Source organism: Anaerococcus sp. AH8042_DFU013_CI05, assembly GCF_047936775.1.
In the GTDB taxonomy this organism is placed as follows: domain Bacteria; phylum Bacillota; class Clostridia; order Tissierellales; family Peptoniphilaceae; genus Anaerococcus.
This window is the reverse complement of sequence record NZ_CP175954.1, coordinates 391,884-418,730: the sequence shown is the minus strand read 5'-3', so window position 1 is coordinate 418,730 and position 26,847 is coordinate 391,884. Positions and strand designations below refer to the sequence as shown.

At 31.4% G+C, this 26,847-nt stretch carries 23 protein-coding genes and 1 other annotated feature; of the genes, 5 read left to right on the top strand and 18 right to left on the bottom strand.

Going from position 1 to position 26,847, the window contains the following annotated elements:
- Positions 1-165: 165 nt before the first annotated feature.
- Complete coding sequence (locus ACKRLN_RS02270; protein WP_416335138.1) at positions 166-1,236, bottom strand: FAD-dependent oxidoreductase; 1,071 nt, start codon at positions 1,234-1,236, stop codon at positions 166-168.
- Between the two features lie 128 nt (positions 1,237-1,364).
- Positions 1,365-1,600 (top strand) — a binding site (T-box leader).
- Positions 1,601-1,676: 76 nt separating this feature from the next.
- On the opposite strand from ACKRLN_RS02270, the gene ACKRLN_RS02265 reads away from it, so the two are divergent.
- Complete coding sequence (locus ACKRLN_RS02265; protein WP_416335137.1) at positions 1,677-2,825, top strand: 5-methyltetrahydropteroyltriglutamate--homocysteine methyltransferase; 1,149 nt, start codon at positions 1,677-1,679, stop codon at positions 2,823-2,825.
- 37 nt (positions 2,826-2,862) lie between these two features.
- Here ACKRLN_RS02265 and ACKRLN_RS02260 read toward each other — a convergent pair whose 3' ends face one another.
- On the bottom strand, positions 2,863-4,239 hold the full coding sequence (locus ACKRLN_RS02260) for an alanine/glycine:cation symporter family protein (RefSeq protein ID WP_416335136.1): 1,377 nt from the start codon (positions 4,237-4,239) through the stop codon (positions 2,863-2,865).
- 354 nt (positions 4,240-4,593) lie between these two features.
- Here ACKRLN_RS02260 and ACKRLN_RS02255 point away from each other — a divergent pair, with 354 nt between their 5' ends.
- Together ACKRLN_RS02255 and ACKRLN_RS02250 are read left to right on the top strand one after the other, a co-directional pair.
- A complete protein-coding gene (locus ACKRLN_RS02255) occupies positions 4,594-4,758 on the top strand; it encodes a hypothetical protein (RefSeq protein WP_416335135.1) in 165 nt (54 codons plus the stop codon).
- A gap of 3 nt (positions 4,759-4,761) precedes the next feature.
- Complete coding sequence (locus ACKRLN_RS02250; RefSeq protein ID WP_416335370.1) at positions 4,762-5,976, top strand: leucyl aminopeptidase; 1,215 nt, start codon at positions 4,762-4,764, stop codon at positions 5,974-5,976.
- 81 nt (positions 5,977-6,057) lie between these two features.
- Here ACKRLN_RS02250 and ACKRLN_RS02245 read toward each other — a convergent pair whose 3' ends face one another.
- The 16 genes from ACKRLN_RS02245 to hpf all read right to left on the bottom strand — a co-directional run bounded on the left by ACKRLN_RS02245 (position 6,058) and on the right by hpf (position 23,242).
- Positions 6,058-6,699 carry a YdhK family protein gene (locus tag ACKRLN_RS02245; RefSeq protein WP_416335134.1) on the bottom strand — a complete coding sequence of 214 codons (642 nt, stop codon included), beginning with the start codon at positions 6,697-6,699 and terminating at the stop codon, positions 6,058-6,060.
- A 467-nt stretch (positions 6,700-7,166) separates the two neighbouring features.
- Positions 7,167-7,436, bottom strand: a complete 270-nt coding sequence (locus ACKRLN_RS02240) for a hypothetical protein (protein WP_416335133.1) — start codon at positions 7,434-7,436, stop codon at positions 7,167-7,169.
- 14 nt (positions 7,437-7,450) lie between these two features.
- The gene (locus tag ACKRLN_RS02235; RefSeq protein WP_416335132.1) at positions 7,451-8,110 is read right to left on the bottom strand and encodes a hypothetical protein; all 660 of its coding nucleotides are present in this window, start codon (positions 8,108-8,110) and stop codon (positions 7,451-7,453) included.
- A 933-nt stretch (positions 8,111-9,043) separates the two neighbouring features.
- Positions 9,044-9,574: a type I restriction-modification system subunit M N-terminal domain-containing protein gene (locus tag ACKRLN_RS02230; RefSeq protein ID WP_296143058.1), complete on the bottom strand. Its 531-nt coding sequence runs from the start codon at positions 9,572-9,574 to the stop codon at positions 9,044-9,046.
- Between the two features lie 558 nt (positions 9,575-10,132).
- Positions 10,133-11,086 (bottom strand): 1-aminocyclopropane-1-carboxylate deaminase/D-cysteine desulfhydrase, encoded by a 954-nt coding sequence (locus ACKRLN_RS02225; protein WP_296143060.1) that lies wholly within the window; start codon positions 11,084-11,086, stop codon positions 10,133-10,135.
- Positions 11,079-11,219: a hypothetical protein gene (locus ACKRLN_RS02220; RefSeq protein WP_296143064.1), complete on the bottom strand. Its 141-nt coding sequence runs from the start codon at positions 11,217-11,219 to the stop codon at positions 11,079-11,081. The genes ACKRLN_RS02225 and ACKRLN_RS02220 overlap by 8 nt, the downstream gene beginning before the upstream one ends.
- A gap of 201 nt (positions 11,220-11,420) precedes the next feature.
- A complete protein-coding gene (locus ACKRLN_RS02215; protein WP_416335131.1) occupies positions 11,421-11,930 on the bottom strand; it encodes a helix-turn-helix domain-containing protein in 510 nt (169 codons plus the stop codon).
- A 326-nt stretch (positions 11,931-12,256) separates the two neighbouring features.
- Positions 12,257-12,634, bottom strand: a complete 378-nt coding sequence (locus ACKRLN_RS02210; protein WP_296143070.1) for a VOC family protein — start codon at positions 12,632-12,634, stop codon at positions 12,257-12,259.
- A 68-nt stretch (positions 12,635-12,702) separates the two neighbouring features.
- Positions 12,703-13,695, bottom strand: a complete 993-nt coding sequence (locus tag ACKRLN_RS02205) for an NADH:flavin oxidoreductase (protein ID WP_416335130.1) — start codon at positions 13,693-13,695, stop codon at positions 12,703-12,705.
- A 593-nt stretch (positions 13,696-14,288) separates the two neighbouring features.
- Positions 14,289-15,227 (bottom strand): L-lactate dehydrogenase, encoded by a 939-nt coding sequence (locus ACKRLN_RS02200; RefSeq protein ID WP_416335129.1) that lies wholly within the window; start codon positions 15,225-15,227, stop codon positions 14,289-14,291.
- Positions 15,228-15,322: 95 nt separating this feature from the next.
- Entirely contained in the window at positions 15,323-16,630 is a 1,308-nt protein-coding gene (locus ACKRLN_RS02195) for a sodium-dependent transporter (RefSeq protein WP_416335128.1), read from the bottom strand.
- A gap of 125 nt (positions 16,631-16,755) precedes the next feature.
- Positions 16,756-17,331, bottom strand: coding sequence for a uracil-DNA glycosylase family protein (locus ACKRLN_RS02190; RefSeq protein WP_416335127.1), 576 nt, complete (start codon positions 17,329-17,331; stop codon positions 16,756-16,758).
- Positions 17,332-17,370: 39 nt separating this feature from the next.
- The gene (gene trpS / locus ACKRLN_RS02185) at positions 17,371-18,459 is read right to left on the bottom strand and encodes a tryptophan--tRNA ligase (RefSeq protein WP_416335126.1); all 1,089 of its coding nucleotides are present in this window, start codon (positions 18,457-18,459) and stop codon (positions 17,371-17,373) included.
- Positions 18,460-18,511: 52 nt separating this feature from the next.
- A protein-coding gene (prfB, locus tag ACKRLN_RS02180; RefSeq protein WP_416335125.1) for a peptide chain release factor 2 occupies positions 18,512-19,619 on the bottom strand; the annotation gives its coding sequence in 2 pieces (ribosomal slippage) (positions 18,512-19,543 and positions 19,545-19,619; 1,107 coding nt in all).
- A gap of 1 nt (position 19,620) precedes the next feature.
- The gene (gene secA, locus ACKRLN_RS02175; RefSeq protein ID WP_416335124.1) at positions 19,621-22,380 is read right to left on the bottom strand and encodes a preprotein translocase subunit SecA; all 2,760 of its coding nucleotides are present in this window, start codon (positions 22,378-22,380) and stop codon (positions 19,621-19,623) included.
- 310 nt (positions 22,381-22,690) lie between these two features.
- Entirely contained in the window at positions 22,691-23,242 is a 552-nt protein-coding gene (gene hpf, locus ACKRLN_RS02170) for a ribosome hibernation-promoting factor, HPF/YfiA family (protein ID WP_416335123.1), read from the bottom strand.
- Between the two features lie 116 nt (positions 23,243-23,358).
- Here hpf and ACKRLN_RS02165 point away from each other — a divergent pair, with 116 nt between their 5' ends.
- A complete protein-coding gene (locus ACKRLN_RS02165; RefSeq protein ID WP_416335122.1) occupies positions 23,359-25,260 on the top strand; it encodes an alpha/beta hydrolase family protein in 1,902 nt (633 codons plus the stop codon).
- The gene (locus tag ACKRLN_RS02160; protein ID WP_416335121.1) at positions 25,260-26,816 is read left to right on the top strand and encodes a 5-formyltetrahydrofolate cyclo-ligase; all 1,557 of its coding nucleotides are present in this window, start codon (positions 25,260-25,262) and stop codon (positions 26,814-26,816) included. Before ACKRLN_RS02165 ends, ACKRLN_RS02160 begins: the two co-directional genes overlap by 1 nt.
- Positions 26,817-26,847: the final 31 nt, after the last annotated feature.

Sequence of the window (26,847 nt, the reverse complement as noted above, 5' to 3'; positions counted from 1 at the left end):
TGCAAGGTTTACCAAGGTTCCACAACTGTATAAATAAACGAAAAATATATCAAAGATAATTAATCAAATCCCCAAGTTTTGATAAAAATATTCTTATATCTAAGCTATAAACATATACAAATTTAAATTTTTTAATAAATATATATACGAATTATAGGTTTACAACTATATTTTCATATAGTCTCTATCGATTTTATCCTTAATTTTCCAGGAAATTTTTCCATAATTTGATAGACTACCATAATTTGACATGGCTCTTTTATTGCCACAATTGATTATCTGTAGATACTTTTTTTGGGGTTTGTAATTTATAAAATCATTATCGCCATTTATAAGTTTTAGCAAATTTTGGTAAAGTATAGGTGCTTCGCGTATAGCATATACACCTGCTTTTGGCATAGTAGGATATTCTTTTATACTTGCTGCATCCCCCATAGCCAACACATTTTTATCAGCAAATAGTTTATCATTTACTGCAAGATAATTATTATTAAAAATCATGAATCCATCAAAATTAATATCTGGTCCGCAAAAACCTGTTGTAATAAAAGCAAAGTCAAAATCATATATATCATCATCAGTATAGATCTTCTTGTCTTTTATCAGATTAACTCTCTTACCTGTGATAATTTTTATAGACTTAGTATCTAAAAGTTTTTTAAGCTTATTTTTTGCACTCTTATTAAAATTTTCTAATATATTCTTTGTGGTCATGATAGAAATTTCTGCTTCAGGAAAGGCTGCCCTGAAGGCAAGGGCAAGCTCCACCCCAGAGGCCCCAGCTCCAATAAAACTAATTTTTAGTCTTGGATTTTTTCTGTACATTTCACTTACCCTATCTTTTGCATCTACCACATTTTTAATAGGTTTTACCAAACAAACATCTTTAGATTTTATTGGAAAATTGATATTTGAAAGTGATCCTAGATTTATTGATAAAAAGTTATAAGGATAATCACCCTTACTTGTAATAACTTTTTGATTAGCTTTATCTATGGCTATAATCTTTTCTTCAATATATCTAACATTTGCCATTTTAGAGAGTTTTGCCACATCAAATGAAATATCTTTCTCAGTATATATCCCCTCAACGAAACCAGCAAGCATACCCGAGTAATATTGTTTTTTAAAATCTGTAATCAGTAATATTTCACAGTCAAGTAACGGATTTCTAATCAAATTTTTAAGAACATTTATATGCCCATGGCCTCCGCCAGCTAATATAATTCTCTTCATAATCTCCCACCTTAATTAATATATAAATATTATACTAGACTTATATATTAAATAATTATTAATTTTTTTAAATCTTCATACTAAAATATTTGACAAACCTAAATTAAGCTCCTATAATGAATATAGAAATAAAAACGTTGATGAGAAAAGTAGCTTTGCTAAGACCTACCCAGAGAGGCTAAGGTTGGTGAGATTAGTCTAGGGATAGCAAAGTGAAAATGGCCTCTAAGTTGATTATCCGAATTTTTAAGATAATCCGTGTGCGCACGTTACAGCGATAGGGTATAAATTTGTACCTGATGAGTTATTAATTGTGAAATTGATATAAAATTAAGGTGGTAACACGAGTGACCTCGTCCTTTATAAGGACGGGGTCTTTTTTTATAAAGATTTTGCATTTAGCGTTTTATTTCTAAAAAATTTTAATAAAGGAGCTAATTATGAGCGAAAGATTTTTAACAGTAGGATCGTTACTAAGAGAAGAAGAGTTATTAAAATACAAAAACGAAATAGAACACAGAGATGACATCACTTATCCATTTTACAATGACATTGAAGGCTATAAGGAAGCTGAGGATAATGCTGTAAAAAAAGTAGTAGATGCTCAAATTGAGCATGGCTTGCCACAAATAACTGATGGAGAATATTCAAAATCTCTATGGCATCTTGACTTTGTCTGGGGTCTACATGGGGTAAAAAGATTTATCGATGAAAGTGGATATTTCTTCAGAGAAAAAGACAATGAAGAAAAATACGAAACCAGAAAAGATATAGGAATAAAATTAACAGATAAACTTAATGGTAAAAATCATCCATTTATTGATGACTTTAAAAGACTAAAAGAGCTTGCCGGCGATAAAAAAGTCAAACAATGTATTCCTTCCCCATCACACATTTATGGTGAGCTATCTCTATTTGGAAGACTAGATGATGGCTATTATGCTAGAAAAATTGACGAATTTGAAGAAGACCTTAAAACATCATACAAAGAATTTTTAGATGAATATAAAAACGCTGGCGGTGAAATTATCCAATTTGATGATTGCTTGTGGGAATTATTTTCAGAAGATAATGAGGATTCACCATTTTCAGAAGATTCTACACAAGCAGAAAAGAAAGAACTAGCATTAAAATTTATAAACATTAACAATGATATAATCGCCTATGCCCATAATCTAGGACTAAAGGTTTATACCCACAATTGCAGGGGAAATTATGACTCTAGATCTATGAGTGATGGCTCCTATGAGTCCATAGCAGATTTATTCTTAGAAAAGCAAAACTATGATAGGTTTTACCTAGAATGGGATGATGAAAGAGCAGGATCTATAAATGCCTTAAACGCTTTTAAAAATAAGGATAATGAAGTAGTTTTAGGGTTACTTTCCAGTAAGACAAATACCCTAGATGATGAAAAAAGAGTAAAAGAACTTTTAGAAAAAGCTAGTCAAATCATCGACAAAGATAGACTTTATCTCTCCCATCAATGTGGTTTTGCATCTTGTGATGGAGGTAATGAACTAACCATAAATGAGCAATGGCAAAAAATTGACCAAGGACAAAAAATCGCCGAAGAATTTTGGGGATAAAAAAAGTGTAAGGAATCTTCCTTACACTTTCTAATAATTAATATAGACGGTGCTCTTCGCCCCTATCCCATACTGGTTCTTCTATACCTTCATCAAGTTGTTTTTGATAGTCTTTTAAAACTACTTTTACATCCTTAAATAATAAGAATAAGCATATTACGTTAATAAACACTACTATACCAACAAATACGTCGATGAATCCCCATACTATGTCTAGATCCATTTGTGTAGCAACTAAGAACATGATAAAGGCAATTATTCTATAAATCCAAAGTGGCCATTTATAATTTTTGCCAAAGATTAAAAGGATGTTGCTCTCACCATAGAATAAGTCAGCAATTAAGGTTGTAAATCCAAATAAGGCCATTGAGAAGAATACTAGCCATCTACCTATTTGGCCAAATTGAGATTGGAAAGCATCTTGTACTAGTAAGATACCATCGTGACCATTACCAGCTACCCCTGTTAATAGAATGGCAAATGCAGATAATGAACAAATAATAATTGTTGTTACAAAAGTACCAAACATAGCTAGGAAACCTTGTTCAGCTGGGTGTTTTACATCTGCTGATGCGTGCATGATACCAGCTATACCGTTTCCAGCATCATTTGAGAATAATCCACGAGCAACCCCATGTCTAAATGCTTCTGTAATAGTATGTCCTGCTAGACCACCTACTATAGCTTCTGGTTTGAAAGCTCCTCTAAAAATTAAGCCAAACATAGCAGGTACTTCTTTAATGTTAGTTATAATAATAAATAAAACTGCTAAGATATAAAGACCTGCCATAAAAGGAACAACATTTGATGAGAACTCTGTTAGTCTTTTTACTCCTCCAAATGTAATTATAGCTGCTGCAACAGTTACAATTATTCCAGGCCAGATAGGATTTGCATTAACAACCCCTGTAAAGGCTTGACCAATAGAGTTTGATTGCATAAATGCAATACACAAACCTACACCTAAAATATAGAAAAATGCAGTGAGAATAGCAAAACCACGAGATTTTAGTCCATATCGTACATAATAAGCAGGACCTCCCCTGTATGTACCATCTTCAAGCTTTACTCTATATAATTGACCTAAAACGGTTTCTGCAAAGGTTATTACCATTCCTAAAAGAGCAGTAATCCACATCCAGAAAATAGCTCCAGGGCCTCCCCAAACGATAGCAGTAGCTACCCCAACAAGAGATCCAGTACCTACCTGGCCTCCAACTGCAGTTGCAAGAGCTGCAAAACCACTGATGTTATCACCAGATTTTAAGTTTTTCTTCAAAACTCTATTAATGTTACCAGCATATTTGAATTGTGGGAAGCCTAGTCTTAGGGAATAGTAAAGACCAACAGCCAATAATATGTACCCGATAACGTTATCCCACATCCAATTGGCAACGCCGATTATATTTTCCATATAACCCTCCTTTATAAAACTATTTCTTGTGCACAAATACCCCTCCATTATATATAATCTATCAAAAAAATACAAGTCATAAATTAAATTACAAATCAAATTACTATTTTATTTCAAATATAATATTACTTTGTCTAATTAATAAACTATCTAGCTATATTTTTTATGGCAAATTTTAAACTGTCTATTTTGCAGCTATAAAGGGTATATTGATAAACATATACTTAAGAGTATAAGGCAATCCACCCTACAAGAATTAAAATTTTGATTTTTTATGCCATAGCCAATGATTAATTAGCCATATATTTGTCATTGTAAAATCAATCCCAAATATAATTTAATATAAGGAAAAAAATGAAAGTAAATTTTAATAATCACAAAAAAACAAATTTAATAAAATTTGCCTATAAAAATGAAATTGATAATCCATTTTTTAAAACAAATGCAGGAGAAACCCTTCCAAATTCTTCCGATAATTCTATCCTTCTAGGACTTGGGGAGAAAGAAAAATTAGACTAAGAAATATTTCAAAAATCTATCTATGATTTAGCAAAAAAAGCTATCAAATTTGACCTAAATGAACTTAGCTTTGAAAAAGAAAATATAGATATAGAAAATGAAGAATTTTTAATCCAAGTAATAGAAGCAGTAAGCCTTGGCTCATATAATTTTGATCACTACAAAGAAGAAAAATGCGGCAAGATAGAATATATTAATTTTCCAGAAGATCTAGATGATGAAAATTCAAATGCTATTGAACAGCAACTAACAGTCCTAGACTCCCAAGCCTTTGCCCGTGATCTTGTAAACCTACGTTCAAATGACATCTATCCAGAAACTTTAGCAAACAATGTAAAAGAAAAATTTGCTGATAAGAATGTAAATATAAAAGTTTATGATGAGGAACAAATCCACGAACTAGGTCTTACAGCATACTTGGAAGTAACAAAGGGATCAGACAATCCACCAAGATTTATAGTAATAGAATATCTAAATGGACCTCAAGAACAAAAACCACTAGTATTTGTCGGAAAAGGCATCACCTATGACTCAGGTGGATATTCTATAAAACCATCCGATGGCATGAAAACAATGAATGCAGACATGAGTGGCGCTGGAACAGTAATCGGTGCAATCGATGCCATTTCATCAAACGAACTAAAAGTAAATGTTGTAGCATTAGTAGCAGCTTGTGAAAACTCTATTTCAGGCAGATCCTACAAACCAGGAGATATTATAAAAGCAAGAAATGGATTAACCATAGAAGTAGATAACACAGATGCAGAAGGAAGAATAACCCTTGCAGATGCAGTAAACTACGGAGTGACAGAATACGACCCAGAATTTATAATAGACCTTGCAACCCTAACAGGAGCATGCCTAGTAGCCTTTGCAGAAACCTACACAGGAGCTGTAACAAATAACCAAGAAACATTTGAAAAAGTTCTAGCAGCAGCCAATGAAGCAGACGAAAAAATTTGGCAACTACCAAATGATGACACAATAAGAAAGTATAACGAATCTGAAGTAGCAGATGTCAAAAACTCAGGCGGTAGACTGGGTGGCACAATAACAGCCGGTCAATTTATAGAAAACTTCATAGAAGAAAAACCATGGGTCCACCTAGACATAGCAGGCACGGCCTACCTATCAAAAGCCCAAGGCCTATACGAAAAAGGCGCAACAGGTGTCCATGTCAAAACCCTTTATAACTTAGCAAAAAAATATAGCAAGTAAATACAGACACAGAAAAAGCTACCATTTATTGGTAGCTTTTTTTGCTAAATATATCTATATTTTATATTACCAAGACGGTAATTATTCAGCTTTAGATAGTTCGTCTTCTGACATCCATTTATGGTTTTCAATCTCTTTCCCAGATTCTGTGTCTGTGTAAGTAACCATATAAACATTAGTCTTTTCAGCCGAATCAATAGTTGCGGTAGCCCCTTTCATACCTGGCATATGAGAAGCTTCCAAAACTACCTCATCGCCTGCTTGGTATGGTTCATCTTGGGCGTTTTCTAATTCTTCATGGACTACCCATTTGTGGTTTGCTACGGTTTCACCTGTTTTAGTATCTTTATAGGTCACTTCATAAGCAATAGTGTCAAATACGCCTACCACAGTACCTTTAGCACCTTTCATTCCTGGCATATGATCATTTTCAATAACAACTTCGCTTTCTACTGGGTAAGTTGGATTTTCTGCTTCTTTCATTCCCTCTGGAACTTCACCAGATTCATCGTGTTCCATATCTTCGTGACCATCTTCATTTGCAGCTTCTTTTTCTTCCGCATCGTTAGTGTTTTGTGTTGTCTCTGTATCAGTAGTTTCCTCTGTTGTAGTTGTTGGTTCAGTTGATTCTGTTTGTCCATTATCATCTGTTGTACCACAAGCTCCTAGAAATAATGCAGATGATAGTAAAACAGCTCCTAACTTCTTCTTATTATTTTTCATTTTTTGCCTCCTTTAAAATATAGAAATATCTTTACAAATTCAAGTATAAAAATAGCATAAATAATGGTAACCAAATATTTTTTTGTTCCCACCGTTTGCTTATTAACGTCATTTAATTAAGATTGATACTCCCCTCCTTATAATTTATTATACACATATTAGTCTAGAATATCATAGACCCCTATCCTAATAAATAGATTCACTATCTAATACACAAGTTTTGTATGAAAAATGCGACTATATCTAGAAATTTTCTTTTAATTTATTGCTATCCTAATCTTCAAAGAATTTCTAAAAGCTTTTTCTAACATTCCTTCATCTTTTGTATAAGTAGTCTAAACAGAAACCTTTTAATTCTAGATAAATACTATTATAACGAAATTTTGTTAATTCATAAATATTTGATTTTTTCTTATCTATTTTGATATCAAAAAAGCACCTATTTTTTGATAGGTGCCTAAAACTAATTATAAGATATATAGAGTTCCTTCCTCGTATTCCTTATTATCGAATAAATCTTTAATTGTTTTTTCCTGTATAGTTATTTTGCTAACATTTTTTATTAATTTATCATAGTCTTCAAAATCGGAGAGTTCTTGAGATTTTACCAAATCATCTTTTTCCTCAGAGAAATACCAAATCCCCTCATAATTAGTTATAGAATAATTAATATTATTATAAGAAAATTCAATTTCTCTCCCTCTTCTTAAGCTATCTACTAAGTCTTTATAGTTCATATCATCACCAATTATTAGTATGCTTTTCCTCTACCAGTATCAGACCATTTGTGTCTATGCGGAAATTTATGTTTAGCACCACTATGTCTATAATCTATATCTAAATCAGCTTTTCCGTTTTCATCGTAATATCTTCTTTGTTTTATACCTTTATTATCTATTAAGTCTTTTGAAGAATTAGGATCACCTTTGGGCGGAAGACTGCTACCAGTTTCTGAGGAATGGTTTTTCGTTTTTGTTCCATTTTCTTTAGCATTATTATATTCTCTATTTTCAAACCAATTAACAACTGCTTCGTAAATCCATGATCCCGCTGCAACAACAGTACCTGCAAAAATAACAGCACCTGCTGCTGTTACTACCACTTCTCCTACTCCTGGAATCCACCATGTTCCTGCAACTAATGTAGCTGCAGTGGCGCTTCTAGTTGCCACACCATTTTTGTTATTTTCTGATATAGGCACTGCATTATCTAGTAATTTTATAAACTCTTCTTGAGTATAAAATTCATCATTTATAAAAATACCATCATTAGTCACTTTTACAGTCGATTCATTATTACTTACACTTAAACTGTTACTACTTTTTTCTTCCACGGCATGTGATTTTGTAGCTGGAGCTACTGTTGATATTAAAATTGAAAATATCAAAAAAAGTGTTATTCTTCTTTTCATTTTTACCTCCTATAATCGATTTATCATAATATACTATAATTTAGATTTTTCTCAAATAAACTTTTTAACTCATAAAAATCTTTAAATTGATAGTAATTAAAAAAACTACTTACAAGATTTAATCATTTATCTTTTTTAAAACTGATAAACTTAAATAAAAAGAGTAATATGTAATCACAAACTATCTATCAATCATGTAAACTTATTACCATTAAAATAGTATAAATAATTATTCGATGTTATAGATAATATTTTAAAATATTTATATATTAAATAATATCAATTAGTTAAATAAATATATTAATTTACCCTTATTTTTACATCCTATGCTATATCTTAGTATCTTGGATCTTTGAATGTTAGTAAGGATTTGTTAATCTAAACTTAATATTACAGTTTCTTATGTATAAGCTAATAATTAATTTCTATAAACTCTTATTCTGTTTTGTGAACTATTTTCCTATTTGATTACTTTACATGATGAATACTTTAAAATTTTAAAATAATTCTAGTTTTTATATGTATAAATTTATAATCTTTACTAAGTATTATTATAATTAGTATTCTCTCTAAATAAAATCTTCATTTAATTCCATCTCTATATTAATAAAATTTACTACAATTGTAGGAACTTTTCATTAAGATTTTTTATACATTTACATGTCAAACATTTAAATAATTTTTATATCTTATACTCAAAATAAGTCCCAATCTTTTGCCTTATAAACTTATGTGTATCTTTTCTAAGCATAGATTTAAATCTTAATAAAATTAGATTTTCGCCACTTGCCTCGTTGTAGAGGTCTTTGTTGGCGTTTTTGATTAGCTTATCCTCACCTAGTGGTTTTTTTACTTCTTTTTTATCTAATTGGTAGTTGGCTATTAGAAACTCTATGTCTTCTTTGTTACCTTGGAAAAGTTAGATATCATATATTAGTAGGCATATCCTAGTATGTCGTCAGAATATTCTGCAAGGTTGATGCCTGATATTTGTTTCATAACATTGGCTATTCTTTTGTTTTTATCTTGCAAAGACTTGCCCAAACGATTTGAGTATAAGTCTACATCATCGAATAAGCCTGCAAAGTTTTCATCTGATCTTTCTATGTCGTTAAAGGCTTGTTTTAGATTATCTAGCTGGAAGCTTGCCTCATCTATTTCTTTTATAAGATTTGTAAATGTATATTGAGCTTTGATTATAAAACCATCTTGGTATTTTAGTTCTTCTAAAAGCAAGTCTGCATCTTCACTTTGTATGGCTTCTTCATATGCTATTTGTATTTCTTTTAAGTCATCTGTTTCTAGTTCTAGTAAATTTGCTATCTTTTTTAGTTGTTTATCTGATAAATATTTATAAAAAATGATCCCTAGAAGATAATTTTTGTACTCATTGGCATCCATAATGTTACGCAAATCATCCGATGCGGACCATAGTTTTTGGTATAGGTTGTTAGTAGTTTCCATTATCATCTTCTCCTTAATATATATTATAACATAGGCACTATATCTATTTAATTGACTTTCTAATATAGCATTTATAATTTCCCAACTTAGGCTCTTGCTAATAGCTCAACGGTTTATAAATTTATTTTTCTTACCACATTCACCTCTATCTAAGTATCTAATTAAAAGTAGGCATAAAAAACTATCGTTTTAAGCTTAGAAGGTAACACTGAATAACTTAATAGTATTTTAACTGGTAAATTTATTATATTTTTAGAAATTAAAAAACCCCTAAATCCATATTACAGATTTTGGGGTTAAGTCAAGAAGAACTTGACATATTTTTCAATTAGTAGGCTAAACTAAGATCTAGCTAGTCTTTTGTTATTTTTAAATATTCTAGCACGTGGATATCCACATATTTTTTATTTCTTATCCTATTTGATTAGAAAGCTTAAAGTTCATATCAGCTGTTTATGTAGGAACAATGTCTGATTTTTCATCTAATCCTATGCTTCTTAAACATTGGTGTTTGCTTGCTTATTTTAGTCTATTGTAAGTATCCTTGAAATTATACTTCTATTTTTCCCTTACTATTTCTTTAGCCATTTCTCTCATCTCTTTTGTCCACCCAAACATTCCTCCTGTATGGATAAATAAATGATTGCCTTTTTTGTCGTACTTGTTTTCAATATTAGAAATAAATCCTGCAAATGCTTTTCCTGTGTAACATGGATCAAATAATATGCCAGTTTTTCTTGCTATATCTAGATATAATTCTATATCTTCTTTTCTATATTTAGCATAGCCCGGACCTATAAATTTGTCATTTATATAGATTTTTGAAGTATCAATTTCATCTTTGCTGTCTTTTAAAATTTCGCTTACTTTTTTTATAAAAAATTCCTCGCTATTATTAACAGATATGCCATGGATTTGCTTTTTGCCAGCTGATAATTTTTCATTGCCATTATAAATACCTGCATATGTTCCAGCTGAACCAATTGCAAAAGTAATAGTATCGAACTTTATATTATTTTCATTTTCGTAAGTTAAAATTTCTTTATATTGGTCAAAGTATCCTTTTGATCCTATATAATTGGATCCTCCCATAGGAATTATATATGGTTTTTTTCCTATGTCATAAAGCTTAGAATAAGTTTCCTCTATTGAATCTTTTACATTGTTTGTAAATATGATTTTTGCTCCAAAGGCCTTATCCAAAAATAAATTGCCTTCAAATTCTTTTTCCTCGCCTTCAAGTACTAAATAACAATCTAGTTCATACATGGCCGCAACTACAGCAGTAGCCCTGGCATGATTTGATTGAACTCCTCCACTTGTAATCAAAACATCACATTCTTTATCAATGGCATCATATACCAAATATTCCAATTTTCTTATTTTGTTTCCCGAAACTTCTAAACCAGAAAAATCATCTCTTTTTATATAAATATTTGTTCCATAATAATCAGACAAGCTATCTATCTTATAAACTGGTGTCGGAAAGTTTCCTATTTTCAATTTATTCATTTTTTAATCCACCTTTTTCTATCCAATCTTTTCCATAAGCTATTCTTGCAACCATCATAGATGATATAGTATCTCCATATACATATATATTTAATAAAATAGGTTGACAAATTCTTAGAAATTTTAGAATCATATATATAAAGTCATCATTAGTATAATTATAACAAAAATGTTGTTAAATAGGCAATTAAATAGGCTTGGATTAAATTTGATAGTATTAGAATATAATTAGATATATAAAAACAATGAATGAATTTAATAATAAAAACTTATATAAGATAAAATTGACTAGGTAAATATACTTTTTATTGGTATATTTGCCTAGTCGATATTTTTATCTTTCTTTCTTAAAAATATAATAAAAGACTATAAAGGGTGATATTATAAAAATCACAGGCAATATCAATTTTGAAAATGTGAAATAATCTGTATCTTCTAATTTGTTTCCCATATTTTTCACTGCTTGTGGGAAAGTTATTACTGAGATTATTAGGAAAATTGTTAATATTAAAAATGGCATTTGTTTTGGATCTTTGTTTAGGGCTCCCTCTACTATACCAAAGTAATATATCAAATAGAAAATAAGTCCTACAACTGCATACAAAATATCCCAAAATATTCTCAAAGCTTGGGACGTATTTTCTTCTGGATCCCTATCTTTTTTAAAATAGCCTATATCAACTCCGAATATTTCAGATAGTTTAACAAGATTATCCATAGATGGTTCGCTAATTCCTTTTTCCCACTTTGATACAGCTTGTCTTGAAATATTTAATTCTTTTGCTAAATATTCCTGGGTTAAGTTCAATTTTTTTCTTTTATTTTTAATTTTTTCTCCAATCATAAAATCTCCTTTTTTCTATTGTAAGGGGATTTTTTAAAAAAAGCTAGCAACTATAGGGCAACTTAGACATTTTTTCCTATATTTTTTAGTTTTTTCATTGTATTTTACTTGATTTACCTGATTTTTTTACTCATTTCATACAATCTAGATCGATGATTAATTTTTTTAAATAAAATGTTAAAGTCAAATAGTAGTCCTACTACTATCCCAGCTGGTATTGATGCAAAGTTTGCTGATTGGCCATATACTCCTTAAAATCCTCCCAAACATTCAAAAAGGGCCAGCAGATTTTACTGCTAGCCCTTTTAAGTCGTAAATTTTAAATATTATTTTTCTATAATCTCAATCTGATATCCATCTGGATCTGTTACGAAAAAGTATTTGTCTGAATTATCACTTAGACCTCTAAGTTCTGTAACTTCATAGCCTTTATTGCTTAATTCTTCTCTAAAGGATTTGATATCTGGGTTAGAAATTGCTATATGTCCGTAGCCATTTCCTAGCTTATAATCTTCTTCTTGGTCGTAATTATATGTTAATTCCAATTCATAATCGTTAGATTCAGGAAGTTTTAGGTATACAAGGTCGAATTTCTTGTCTGGAAATTCCTTTCTTCTACTTTCAACAAATCCCAACTCTTCTGTATAAAACTTATAGGACTTATCAAGGTCCTTAACTCTAATCATTGTGTGTAAAAATTTCATATATCCTCCTGATTTATTTATAACCAAATGCGATTTTATTATTCAATTAGCTTATTTTTGGATTTGCTTTATATAAGGGGCTTGATCTCTTTTTCTATCCAATTTGAGTCTTTAAAAACTGATCTACCTACGCCAACTAAATCACATACTTTACGATTTAAAATATTTTCTACATCTTGTCCAGTTTTTACACCACCTGTAAGTATAACTGGTATTTTTACTTCCTCATAGATAGGTTTTGACAAAAAGTCAAAAAATCCAGCTGATGTGTTATCAATTGAAAATTTACACATACCACCAGAAATATCCAAAACATCTATATCAGCTTTTTCAAACGCTTTCGCTGCATAGACTGCATCTTCTTGTGTGAGTCCTCCTTCCATATCATCACCTGCACCTAGTCTTAAAAATATTGGATAATCCTCTCCAACTTTTTCTCTAACTTTTTTTATAATTTCTAAGTGAATTTTGATTCTATTTTCGATATCTCCGCCATATTCATCAGTTCTTTTATTAGTAAGGGGTGATAAAAATTGATCTAGTAGATATCCGTGAGCAGAATGAATCTCAACTCCATCAAATCCTGCTTCTTTTACACGAACGGCTGCATCTGTAAATTTATCTTCTATTTCTTTTATTTCTTCAATTGTAAGTTCTCTTGGCTGGGATGCTTTTGCATTGGAAGGATTTTTTATTGCAGATGGGGCAACTGGACTCTCACCTATAACATCCTCATTTGTAGAACTACCTGCATGAGAAATCTGCACTACTGCGTGAGAGCCATTATCTTTAATAATTTTTGCAAGTTTTTTTAGGCCATCTATAGAAGAATCATCTGCTATCGAAACTTGATTGTGACTTGCTTTTCCAAGAGGATCAATAAAATTATGCTCTATAATAACTGTTGAAAAAAGTTTATCACGAGTTTTCTCCTGATAATAGTCAAGTATTTCTTTGGAGATATGCCCCTTATCATCAGCCTTGGCGGTAGCCATAGGTGGCATTATAATCCTATTTTTAAAGCTTATATTTTTGGATTTTAACTCTTCGAACAATTTCATACATACCTCTGCTTTCATGAACTAACTACATTTACAACAATACTCTACTAATTTTATTTTACTTGTTTTCATTGATAGTAACGAAGATGATGCTACAATTTTATACTTAATTGTTTAATTTTATAGTTCATTTATCTCATTCACAAGTTGTCTAGCAATCGCCTACCAGAATCTATTTTTTCACTATCATTTCCTTAATGGACAGTGTTTGTAATTACTACTAGTGATTTTTTATCCATTGTTTGCCTCATTTTTTCTTAATTAAATATTCACCCAATAAAGTAAATAAAGAAAAACCGCAAACTTATGTTTACGGTTTTTCATTAGATATTGTTGGTTTTTGCAAATATTGATTCGGATATTTCTCTAAAAGTATTTAAAATTAAGCTAATACTTTTTTTATCCCGTTTTTGTACTGATCTATGAGCTTTATAAAATTAGCTTTTTCAAATCATTTGTCTTATCTTTGAAATATTCCAGATGTACTAGTAGGCATCTACAAATCCATTTATATTTTCTTAAAAAGACTTGTCATCCTCAGCCGTTTAGCTTCCTTCTTTTTTATTTACCCACAGTCTAATTTTTTATAATATTTATAATTGGCTGTTGTTGATGATATCTTTAAGTGTTTTTGCAGAGTGTTCTAATTTTTCTTTTTCTTCATCTGATAATGGCACTTCAATGATTTGTTTTACACCTTCTTTACCAATTACTGTTGGTACACCTATGTGGATATCGCTTAATCCGTATTGGCCATCTAGGTAGCTTGAAGTTAGGTAAACTGCGTTTTCATCATTTAGGATTGCTCTAACTAAAGATGTAAGTGCTGTACCAATTCCATAGAATGTAGCACCTTTTCTGTTAATGATTTCATAAGCTGCATTTACAGTTTGATCAAATGCTTTGTCAAGTACTTCTTGAGTTACATTTGGATGTGTGCTTTTCCATTCTTCAATGCTTAGTCCACCTACGTTTGCGTTTGACCAAACTGGAAATTCTGTATCTCCGTGTTCACCCATGATGTAAGCGTTTACTGATCTATAGTCAACATCTAAAAGATTACCAATTTGTTTTTGGAGTCTTGAAGTATCTAGTGTTGTACCAGAACCAATTACTTTGTGTGCTGGGAATCCTGAGAATTTCATTGTTGCATATGTTGTGATATCAACTGGGTTTGAAGCGATTAAAAAGATGCCATCAAAACCACTGTCTACAACTTTTCCAATCATGTCTTTAAAGATTGCTAAATTTTTATCTACTAATTGTAAACGTGTTTCACCCGGTTTTTGTGGGATACCAGCTGTAATTACTACTACTTCTGCATCAGCACAGTCTGAGTAATCAGCTTTGTAAACTTTTTTTGGATATGCAAAGCTTAGTGCGTCTGTAAGATCTAGTACATCTCCTTCAACTCTTTGTTCATTGATATCGATGATTCCTAGTTCACGACCTACTCCTAATAAACATGATGAGTAAGCAAATGAAGATCCTACTGCACCATCACCAATTAAAATTACTTTACTATCTTTCATAATAACTCCCTTCAATATATGTAATGTTATTTTTTTTATTTTTGTTATTTTAATAACTATAATAACTATAACATTTGGGCATGGATAAAGCAAACCTAAAACGAAATTTTAAATATCAGTGCTAAGGAAGTTAAGATAATAGCTAAAGGTACATAAATATATTTGCCCATTTTGTACCAAATTTTAGAGTGCTTATTTTTACTAGAAAGATTGACTTCATTAATTAGTAAGTCTTTTTTTAGTACATAAAACCAAGTAATTGCACCTATTGATGCACCTATTGGGATGATATAAATAGAAATGATATCCATATATGGTCCAAATGAATCGATAGTTTCAAGACTCACCCCGATGATAAACACAATAATTCCTAAGGCTAGAAAAACTGAATTTCTGGATAGATTTTTAAATCTTGATGTGATAGATTCGGCTATTACTTCAAACATATTTTGTAAAGAAGAAATACCAGCACAGATTACTGCAAAATATAAAAATATGGCAAATATTCTACCAAATTTAATATTTTTTAGAATTGTAGGCAATGTTACAAATAAAAGTGATGGTCCCCCTATTTGTTGCATATTAAATACACTTACTGCTGGAATAATTACAAAAGAGGCAATAATTCCTGATAGTGTATCAAGAATACCCGTTTGAACTGATGAGCTTACTATATCTTCTTTTTTACTAATATAAGCACCTACCACTATCATTCCAGAGCCTGTAATTGATAGGGAGAAAAATGCCTGACCCATTGCCGTAACTACCGTATTAATATTTAGTGTTGCTGGATCATACTTAAACATATTTACATATCCAACACTAGCATTTGGTAAAGTTGCTACTTTGATAGCAAGGATTACAAATAAAATAAAAAATGCAGGCATCATAATTTTATTTGATTTTTCAATTGAAGACGCCCCACCTAAGCAAGTAATTATAGTAAGTATGATGGCTATAGCATGATAAATAATTATAGAATATTTCTCTTTAGCAAAACTATTAAACCAAAGTTCTGCATCCATAGTAAATATATTTCCAGTTAATGAATCTACGAATCCTTTTAGTATATAAGCAACTATTACACAATATCCAATTGCTATTAAAAATGTACCAATAAGCGGGATAAAACCAATAACTTTCCCCAATTTTGTCTTATTTTTCTTAGATTTAAAGGCAAATTCATAAGCTCCCAAGGTCCCAGTTTGGGCCATTCTGCCTACTGCAAACTCACTTGCAAGTCCTACATAGGAAAAAATAGCTGCAAACAATATATAAAATATTAAAAACACTAGACCGCCTGCTTGAAATTTATATGGAAAACCCCATATATTCGCCATTCCAACTGCTGACCCAACTGCAGAAAGTACGACGCCTAGTTTCGATGAAAATTCTTTATTCATACTTTACCCCTTTAAAGTGTGATTAGTTATAAAAAGATTATAACACTTCTAAAAATTGATGTAAAGATGCCAACAATTTAATATGTTTAGTTTATTTAAATAATAAAATATTATTAATTCCTATCTTATGACAATATTTTCTTTATCATCTCCTGTAAATCAGGAATAGCTTCTTTTTCAAACCAAGGATTTTTCTTTAGCCAACCTATATTAAGAGGGCTAGGATGTACTATTGGAAAAAATTCTGGTAAATATCCCTTATAATTTTTTACGGTTTCTGTTAAATTTTTCTCACGGTTTTTACCTAGATAATATTTTTGCGAATAGGCTCCTATTAGTATAGTAAGCTCTACATTGGGCATTTGTTCTAATATTTTCTCATGATAGACATCTGCCATGAATTTTCTTGGTGGCAGATCTCCTTGTTTAGCCTTACCTGGATAATAAAAATCCATTGGTAGAATTGCTATTTCTTTTGAGTAAAATTGCTCTCTATCGATCCCCATCCATTTTCTTAATTTATCTCCAGATTTATCATTAAAGGGAATCCCTGTTTCTTCTACCACCCTACCTGGAGCTTGGCCTATAAGCAGGATTTTGGCATTCTTATCTACTTGAAAGATTGGATCTATGCCGCGTTTTGTGTATTCTTCATTTTTAGGATCAGCTTTTATTTCTTCTATAATCTCTTTTAAATTCATTTTCCCTCCAAAAAAACCACCAAAAGCTGGTGGTTTGTTTTAATTATATTTTTCTTTTATCTCATCTAAAAATCTGCTATCAGCAAAGTAATCTATGCCCATCGCTCTTTTGACTTCTTGAAGTTTTGCTCGCCCTATCTCTCTTGCATCAGCAGTCCCTTCTTCAAGAACGGCTAGAACCTGATCTAAATTTTGCTCATAGTAGGCTCTTTTTTCTCTGATAGGTTCTAGTTCTTCTTCCAAAACCTTTATCAAGAATTTTTTAACCTTTACATCACCAAGACCACCACGTCTATAATGATCTTTTAGCTGATCAAGATTCTTATAGTCTGGCAAATATTTTTCAAAATGTTCCTGTTTAGAAAATACATCTAGATAAGTAAATACAATATTTCCATCAATTTTTCCTGGATCATCGATATTAATATGATCGGGGTCAGTGTACATGGACATTACTTTTTTCTTAACGGTAGCCTTATCATCTGCAAGATAAATTGCATTTCCAAGAGACTTGCTCATTTTTGCTTTTCCATCTATACCTGGCATACGTCTAGCTTGTTCATTTTCTGGCAAAATAGCGTATGGTTCTGTAAAAATCTCTCCATATATATTATTAAAACTTCTAGCAATTTCTCTAGCTTGTTCAAGCATAGGCTCTTGATCCACCCCCACTGGGATAAGATTTGCATCAAAAAGTAATATATCTGCAGCTTGACTGATTGGATAGATTAAAAATCCTGCTGGAAGACTTGTTTCAAAATTTTTTTGTTTAATTTCTGTTTTAACTGTTGGGTTTCTTTCTAGTCTTGAGAGAGTTACTAGATTTAAAAAGTAAAAAGTAAGCTCTGTTAACTCTTCTACTTGAGATTGAACAAAAATAGTTACTTTTTCAGGATCTATACCTATACTTAGATAATCAAGAGCTACTTCAATTAAATTTTCACGTATTTTTTCTGGATTATCAAAATTATCTGTTAGGGCTTGGCTATCTGCAATCATGACATACATTTTTTCATAATTGCCTTCATTTTGCATTTTTACCCTGTTTTTTAGACTTCCAACATAGTGGCCTAAATGTAATCTTCCTGTTGGTCTGTCCCCTGTTAAAATAATTTTTCTTTCTTGCAAAATATTCTCCTTTTAAAAAAGAGAGGATATTATCCTCCCTGCTTTAACTTTCTTAATGACTTTCTGCTAGATATGCATCGATAAAAGCTTGTATATCTCCATCCATTACCGCTTCTACGTTTCCTACTTCGTAGTTTGTCCTATGGTCTTTTACCAAAGTATACGGTTGGAAAACATAGGATCTAATTTGGCTTCCCCAGGCAATTTGTGTGTATTTACCTTGAATGTCGGAAATTTTTTCTCGTTGCTCTTCTTCTTTTATTTGTATAAGTTTTGATAAAAGAAGTTTCATAGCAGTTTCTCTATTTAAAATTTGGCTACGTTCTGCTTGGGAGCTTGCAACAACACCTGTTGGTATGTGAGTAATTCTTACTGCAGAATCAGTCTTATTTACGTGTTGACCACCAGCGCCGCTTGCCCTATATGTGTCAATTCTTAAATCATTTGGATCGATTTCTACATCAGTATTATCAGGAAGTTCTGGAAAAATATCTACTGATACAAATGATGTATGGCGGCGAGCGCCACTATCAAATGGTGAAATGCGAACTAATCTATGAACTCCTTTTTCACCCTTAAGGTATCCGTAAGCATAGGATCCGATTACCTTTAATGTAGCAGATTTTATACCACCTGCTTCTTCATTATTTATATCGGTAAGTTCAAATTTAAAACCATTGTGGTCAAAATATCTGGTGTACATACGTAGGAGCATTTCTGCCCAATCTGTAGCTTCTAGACCACCAGCACCTGCATTAATTGACATAAAGGCGTTGTTTTTATCATATTCCCCATCTAGCTGGGTTTTTAGTTTCATTGAAGATACTTCTTTTTTTAGTTTCTCCAAATCATTTTCTATTTGATCAAGAGTTGCTGATTCTGAATTTTCGCTCATTTCTACAAGGTCTATCAAGTCAGTGTTATCAGTAAGACCTTGACTTATTTCTTGATACTTTTCTAGGTCTTCTCTTTTAGATGACAATTCTGCCATAATATTTTGAGCCTTGTCACTATCATCCCAAAAATCAGGAGCAAAGGTCTGTTTTTCTAGATCCTTTACTTCATTTTCTAAATTTTCTGGGTCAAAGAGAGTCTCCGATTAGTTTCAATGTATCAGATAATTCTTCAATTGTTTCTCTTAGTTGATATATTTCTGCCATATTATTTCTTTACGTTAGATTTTTTGCTTTCGCGCTCTAATCTTCTGCGTTCAGCTCTATTTAGCCCTTCCATTTGATCTTCATCACTAATGTCATCAGCTTCTTGAGATTTTATATTGCTATCTCCATCAAGTTCTGGTCCATGTTCTATGGTTGGAGACATAACTTGTTTTCTTTGGATATTTTGTCTCATTTCTACATTCATCATGTATCTTACAGTTTCTTCTTGGATGGCTCTTGTCATTTCTTCATACATATCAAAACCTGTGTTTGTGTATGCACGGACTGGGTCTTCGTTACCCATTGCTCGAACACCAATTTCTTTTCTCATTTGATCCATTGCATCGATGTGGTCCATCCACTTTTGATCGATTACTCTAAGCATGATTACACGTTCTACTTCTCTCATGTTTTCAGAACCAAATTGGGCTTCTTTGTCTTCATATTTTGCAAGAGTAGCTTCTGTGATGTAATCGATTAAGTCTTGTTGGCTGTAATCATTTATATTTTCAAAATGTAATTGTGTTACTGGTATCCCTAAACTATTTAAGTGGTTTAATAGTGCAACCATTTCCCAGTTTTCTGGTTTGATTTCTGGATTTGTAAAGTTATATACACTATCAGAAATTACTTCTTTAATCATACCAACAATAGTTTCCTTCATGTCTTGACCATAAAGAACATCTTGTCTTTCGTTATAGATGATTGTTCTTTGTTTGTTCATAACATCATCGTATTGTAACACTCTCTTACGTGTTGCAAAGTTATTTGCCTCTACACGGGTTTGAGCTTTTTCTACTGATCTACTTACCATTTTTGATATGATTGGCTCGTCTTCATCAAAGTTTGCATTTTCAATGAATTTAGCTACTTGTTCCCCACCGTTTAGTCTGATTAAATCATCTTCAAGTGAGATAAAGAATCTTGAGTGTCCTGGGTCTCCTTGACGACCTGAACGTCCTCTTAACTGGTTGTCTATACGACGAGATTCGTGACGTTCTGAACCAATGATGTATAGTCCACCTACTTCTTTTACTTTTTCGGCTTCTTCTTTTACACCTGGTCTTATTTGGTCTTTGTAGTGTCTAAATTTCTTACGAGCATCTAGGATTTCTTGATCATCTGTTTCTGCATATGAATCTACTTCTTCAAGAAGTTCATCACTCATTCCTTCTCTTTTAAGTCTTTGCTTAGCCATATCATCAACATTACCACCAAGCATGATATCTGTACCACGACCTGCCATGTTTGTTGCAATTGTTACTGCTCCAAGGCGGCCTGCTTCTGCTACGATTGCAGCTTCTCTTTCGTGGTTTTTAGCATTTAGTACTGTATGTTTGATTCCTGCTTTTTTAAGTGCTTGAGATAACCTTTCGCTTGCTTCAATGGAAATTGTACCTATAAGAATTGGTTGTCCTGTTGGGTGTATTCTATTTATCTCGTCGATAATTGCTCTAAATTTACCATTTTCGTTGATATAAACATAGTCCACATCATCTATCCTTTGGATAGGTCTATTTGTTGGAATTTCTACAACGTCTAGGTTATAAATTTCGTCAAACTCTTCTTCTTCTGTTTTTGCTGTACCAGTCATACCAGAAAGTTTATCATACATTCTAAAGTAGTTTTGGAAAGTAACTGTTGCAAGAGTTTTTGATTCAGCTTTTACTTCTACGCCCTCTTTTGCCTCGATTGCTTGGTGAAGACCATCTGAGAATCTTCTACCTTGCATAATACGACCTGTAAATTCATCTACGATTTCTACTTCGCCGTTATTAACTACATAGTCGATGTCACGGTGCATGGTTGTATTTGCTTTAAGAGCGTTGTTAATGTAGTGAGAAAGCTCTAGGTTTTCTGAATCTGATAAGTTTTCGATACCAAAAAATCTTTCTGCTTTTTCAGTACCTTTTTCTGTAAGGTTTGATGTTTTTCTTTTTTCATCTACTATAAAGTCGACATCTTCCACTTTAAATTCACGATCAAATGGGTCGATATCTGTATCTTCGTTTGGATCAAGGATTCTACCTTCAAGTGTTTGAATAAATTCATTGGCACTTGTGTAAGTATCTGTGGATTCGTCGCCTTGACCAGATATGATAAGTGGAGTACGAGCCTCGTCGATTAAGATTGAGTCAACTTCATCGACAATAGCATAATTAAGGCCACGTTGAACCATATCGTCTTTATAAATTACCATGTTATCTCTTAGATAATCAAACCCAAATTGGTTGTTTGTACCATAAGTAATATCTGCTGCATAGTTTTCTTGTCTTTCGCTATTTGTAAGGCCATAAACAATACATCCTACAGTCATACCAAGGAAAGTAAATATTTTTCCCATCCACTCTTGGTCACGTTTTGCAAGATAGTCATTTACTGTAACTACATGAACACCCTTACCACTAAGAGCATTAAGATATGCTGGACAAGTTTCTACTAATGTTTTACCTTCCCCAGTTCTCATCTCAGCAATCTGACCATTGTGTAAAACAATTCCCCCAAGCAATTGGACTGGATAATGTTTCATACCTAATACCCTATCACTTGCTTCACGTACTGTTGCAAATGCTTCTGGTAGAAGGTCATCTAAAGTTTCGCCGTTTTTTAATCTTTCTCTAAATTCTACTGTCTTATGTTGTAACTGTTCATCTGTAAGTTCTTGCATAGACTCATCTAGGCTAAGGATCTTATCAACAATCTTTTGATTGTTTTCTATTTCCTTTTCGCTAAATGACTTAAATAAATTAAATATTGCCAAATTATTCACTCTCCAATTCTCTTAATTATTTGTCCAAATTATTAAAATAATTAAGTTTATACCACTATAATATTAAAGTATTTTATCAAATTTGTAAACTCCAATATAAGTTGGTTCATTTTATAACTTATTTTACTTAACATATAAAAAACGCAGTAGACTTAGTCACTTAAGACCCTGCGTTTAAAACTTAAGTATTTTTATTACTTTCTTCTATTGATAGTACCTTTATAAAGGCAAATTTTCAAACAAAAAAGCTGCAAGATAAACAAATAATTTTTACTATTTGTTTAAGCTTGCAGCCCTTAATTTATCTAGCTGGTACTATTAATCCATAATCTCCCTTGCGTCTTTTATAAACAACCCTTACATCCATTTCTTCTTGGTCATAAAATACAAAAAAGTCATGGCCCAATAGCTCCATTTGCATTACAGCTTCTTCTGTATTCATTGGTTTAAGTGGAATATTTTTTATCCTAGCTATATTTATCTCATCATCATAAGCTTGATCAATTTTGTATTCATCATCAAAAGCTTCGTTAAAATTTTCGAACCTAATAGAATCTTGATGACGATTTTTGGTTAGCCTTGTTTTATGTTTTCGGATTTGTCTAACCAATGCATCAATTGTTTTATCAATTGCATTTAGATAATTTTCATCATAGGCTTCTGCACGAAGGATTGGCCCCTTGTCAAGATACATAGTCACTTCTGACTTAAAACCATTGCCCTCTTTTGAAATTAGAAGATTCATTTCTTCTTCTTTAGAAAAGTATTTATCAAGTCTGTCATACTTTCTTTCTGCTTCGTATTTAATATCATTAGTGATATCAATATTTTTGCCTTTTAGATTAATCTTCATAAAATCATCTCCTCTTTGCTTTTTTATTATTTACCCAAATTCTTAGATATGCAAACGTTTGTAATTTAAAAATAATATAAAATATTGTATAATTATATTATTAATTGGAGGAAAATATGACTAAGACAAAAATTAAAGACATACTTAACTATGAATTTTTATCTGGCCTTGAAATTTCAAAGGATGGATCAAAATTAGTCTACAAAAAAACAAAAGCAAATTATGATGAAAATAAATACGAAACAGACCTTTGGGTTTATGACACTAAAGAAAATAAAAACTATCCTATTACAGATATTAAAAATATAACAACTTACACCTTTGATGAAGATGCAAATGTAATTTATAAATCAAAATCAGGAGCCAAAAAAGATATCTTTAAAACCTATAATGGATATGGCATAGGCAAAAAAGCCTTTGACTTAGATCTTGATGTAAAAGAAATTAAATGGATAAAAGATGAATTATTTTTAGTCCATGCTAGTGAAAAAAAGAATGATAAGGCAAAAGAAAAAAATAAGTACTTTGAAAAACTAGATACCCTCCCTTTTTGGTTTAATGGACAGGGATATATAGAAAAAGATTCAAGTGCTTATTATTTTTACGATGCAGATAATGAAAAATTAACAAAAATAGTAGATTCAGAATTTCCAAACGAAATCCAATATCTAGCCTTAAATGATGATTTGTCAAAAGCCTTATATATAAAATCAAATTATGATAAAAACAAGGTTGCACAAAGCCGCGAAAGCCTAGTGCTTTTTGATATAGAAACAAAAACAAAAAAAGTTCTAATTGATAATATTTTTTCTTACTATACTGCAGAATTTTTGGGCGATAGAATTATTTTTGTAGCTACTGATATGAAAAAAGGTGGCATTAACGAAGACTCTTTCATTTTTACCTGCGATTTTGAAGGAAATTATGAAAAAATTACCGATAGTAATTTCGATATGTCTTTTGGAAACTCTCTAGGAACTGATGCAAGATTTGGATCAAGCAAGACTTTCTTGAAAGCTAATGATAAATTATATTTCATTGTAACCGAAAAAGAAACTACAAAATTATACTCAATTGATAAAAAAGGCATAGTAAATCTTGAAATAGATGATCAAGTAGAAGACTTTGCTATCAATAATGATGACATTTACTATTTATCTATGGGTAAAGAAAGTTTATCTGAACTTAAGAAAAAAGACGATGACCGCATCCTTGTAAAAAATAAAATCAAATCAAATGTAGGAAAAATAGAAACATTTGAATTTGAGTCTAACGGGGATACACTAACAGGCTTCGTAGTATTACCTCCAAAATTTAACAAAAATAAAAAATATCCTACCCTATTGAGCATCCACGGAGGACCAAAAACTGAATTTGGAGACATCGTCCACCACGAGCACCAAGTGTTTGCAAGCAATGACTACATTGTAATTTACACTAATCCACATGGTGCAAGCGGTAATGGTGTTAAGTTTTCTGATATCCGTGGTAAATATGGAGATATAGATTATTCCGATTTGATGAGATTTTTAGACATAGCAATTAAAAAATATCCACAAATTGATACTGAAAATCTAGGAGTTTACGGTGGATCATATGGTGGATTTATGACAAACTGGATAATTGGTCACACTGATAGATTTAAAGCAGCTTGCTCCCAAAGATCTATTTCAAACTGGACAAGTTTTTATGGAGTATCCGACATAGGATATTATTTTGGATCTGACCAAACTGCTTCAAATCCTTGGGATAGCCTAGATAAAATGTGGGAACAGTCACCAATAAAATATGCAGATAATGCAAATACTCCAACCCTATTTATTCACTCTGATGAAGACTACCGTTGTCCTTTAGAACAAGGTTTACAAATGTATACCAAATTAAAATTAAATGGTGTTGATACAAAAATGTATGTTTTCCATGGAGAAAATCACGAATTATCCAGATCTGGTAAACCTCACGGTAGAATAAAAAGACTTAAAGAAATTAAAAAATGGTTTGATGGGCATTTAAAATAATGAAAACAGCGACAAAAGTAAAATTAAAAAATACCATATCAAATATGATTTTTAGATTTAAAAATCATGAGGTTACAAATAATTCTGCTGCCCTATCTTTCTACTTTTTACAAGCATCCATCCCACTTTTGATGGTTCTTGTTTCAGTAGCTTCAAAAGTTTTACAAAATAATGCAAAAGCAATCTATTCTCTTATAGACTTTTTGCCATCGGCATCCCAAGAAATGTTAATTTGGGTAATTGATACTATGTTTGCAAATACGGGATCAGCTTCTGTGACAATCATTACTATTTTGTTTGCCCTATGGTCAGCTACAAAGGGTATTAATAATCTAATAACATCAATAAATAAAGCTTATGGTTTAGAAGGGGAAACTAAATATATAAAACAAAGACTATTATCACTTTTATATACAATTATCTTTATATTGTTTATAGTATTTATATTAGTTTCTCAAATCTATGGACCTAGTATTTTGACATTTATAAATGACCAAGTTTTAACCCGTATATCTGATAAAGCATTTGGTGGGATTTTTGATAGAGTCATCAAAACCCTATCTTCTCCCCTATTTAAACTTACAGTTATACTTATTCCAATATTTATAATGTCTGTTGTTTTTGGGATATTTTACAAGTTTGCTCCAAATAATAGAGAAGACCGAGTACCTTTTAAAGATTCGTTATTAGGCGGAATCTTTGCCACAGTTACAATCTATATTGCAACATTTATCTACTCGTTCTTTTTAACAAATTTCTCAAAACAATCTGTAGTGTATGGAGCACTTGCTGGTATTTTGGCGTTATTTATCTGGCTAAACTTAGTTTCAACAATACTTATACTAGGTGCAGAATTAATCGATGCAGTACGTAAAAATTACAAAATAAAATCAGATGAAGAAATTGATTCATTTGATGAGGAGAATAAATCCTTTAAACAAACTCTAGAATCGACTATTGCAAATTCAAAATCTAATGATAATGATAAAAACAAAAAGGAAGGTCATAAAATGGACAAAAGATCATTGCGTAAGAAATTTAGAGATATTAGATATCACATGAACTATGATTACAAAAATATGGTTGATTACAGCATTTATACCAAATTTTTAAACTCAAATTTATTTTATGAAGCAAAATCAATTTTTATCTATGTTTCAGTAGCTGATGAAGTTGACACTTATGAAATAATCAAAAAATCATTAGAGTTTGGAAAGGAAGTATATGTACCATATATCTATGATCCAGATAATTTTCTAATGAAAGCTGTAAGAGTCTACTCCCTAGATGATTTAGGAGTTGGAGAATTTGATATACCTACATCTCGTTCGCTAGAGTATATAGAAAATCCAGATCTAACAGTTGTGCCTGGACTTGGTTTTGATAGAGATAAGAACAGGTTAGGCTACGGCGGTGGCTACTATGACAGATATTTAAGCAAAAATCAAACTAAATCAGTTGGATTTTTCGCTAGTGACTTTGAAGTAGACCATATACCAGCTGATGAAAATGATCAAAAACTAGATTATATTATTACAGAAAAAGAAATATTTTAATGGGGCTTATATAGCCCTTTTTTTGGAGACA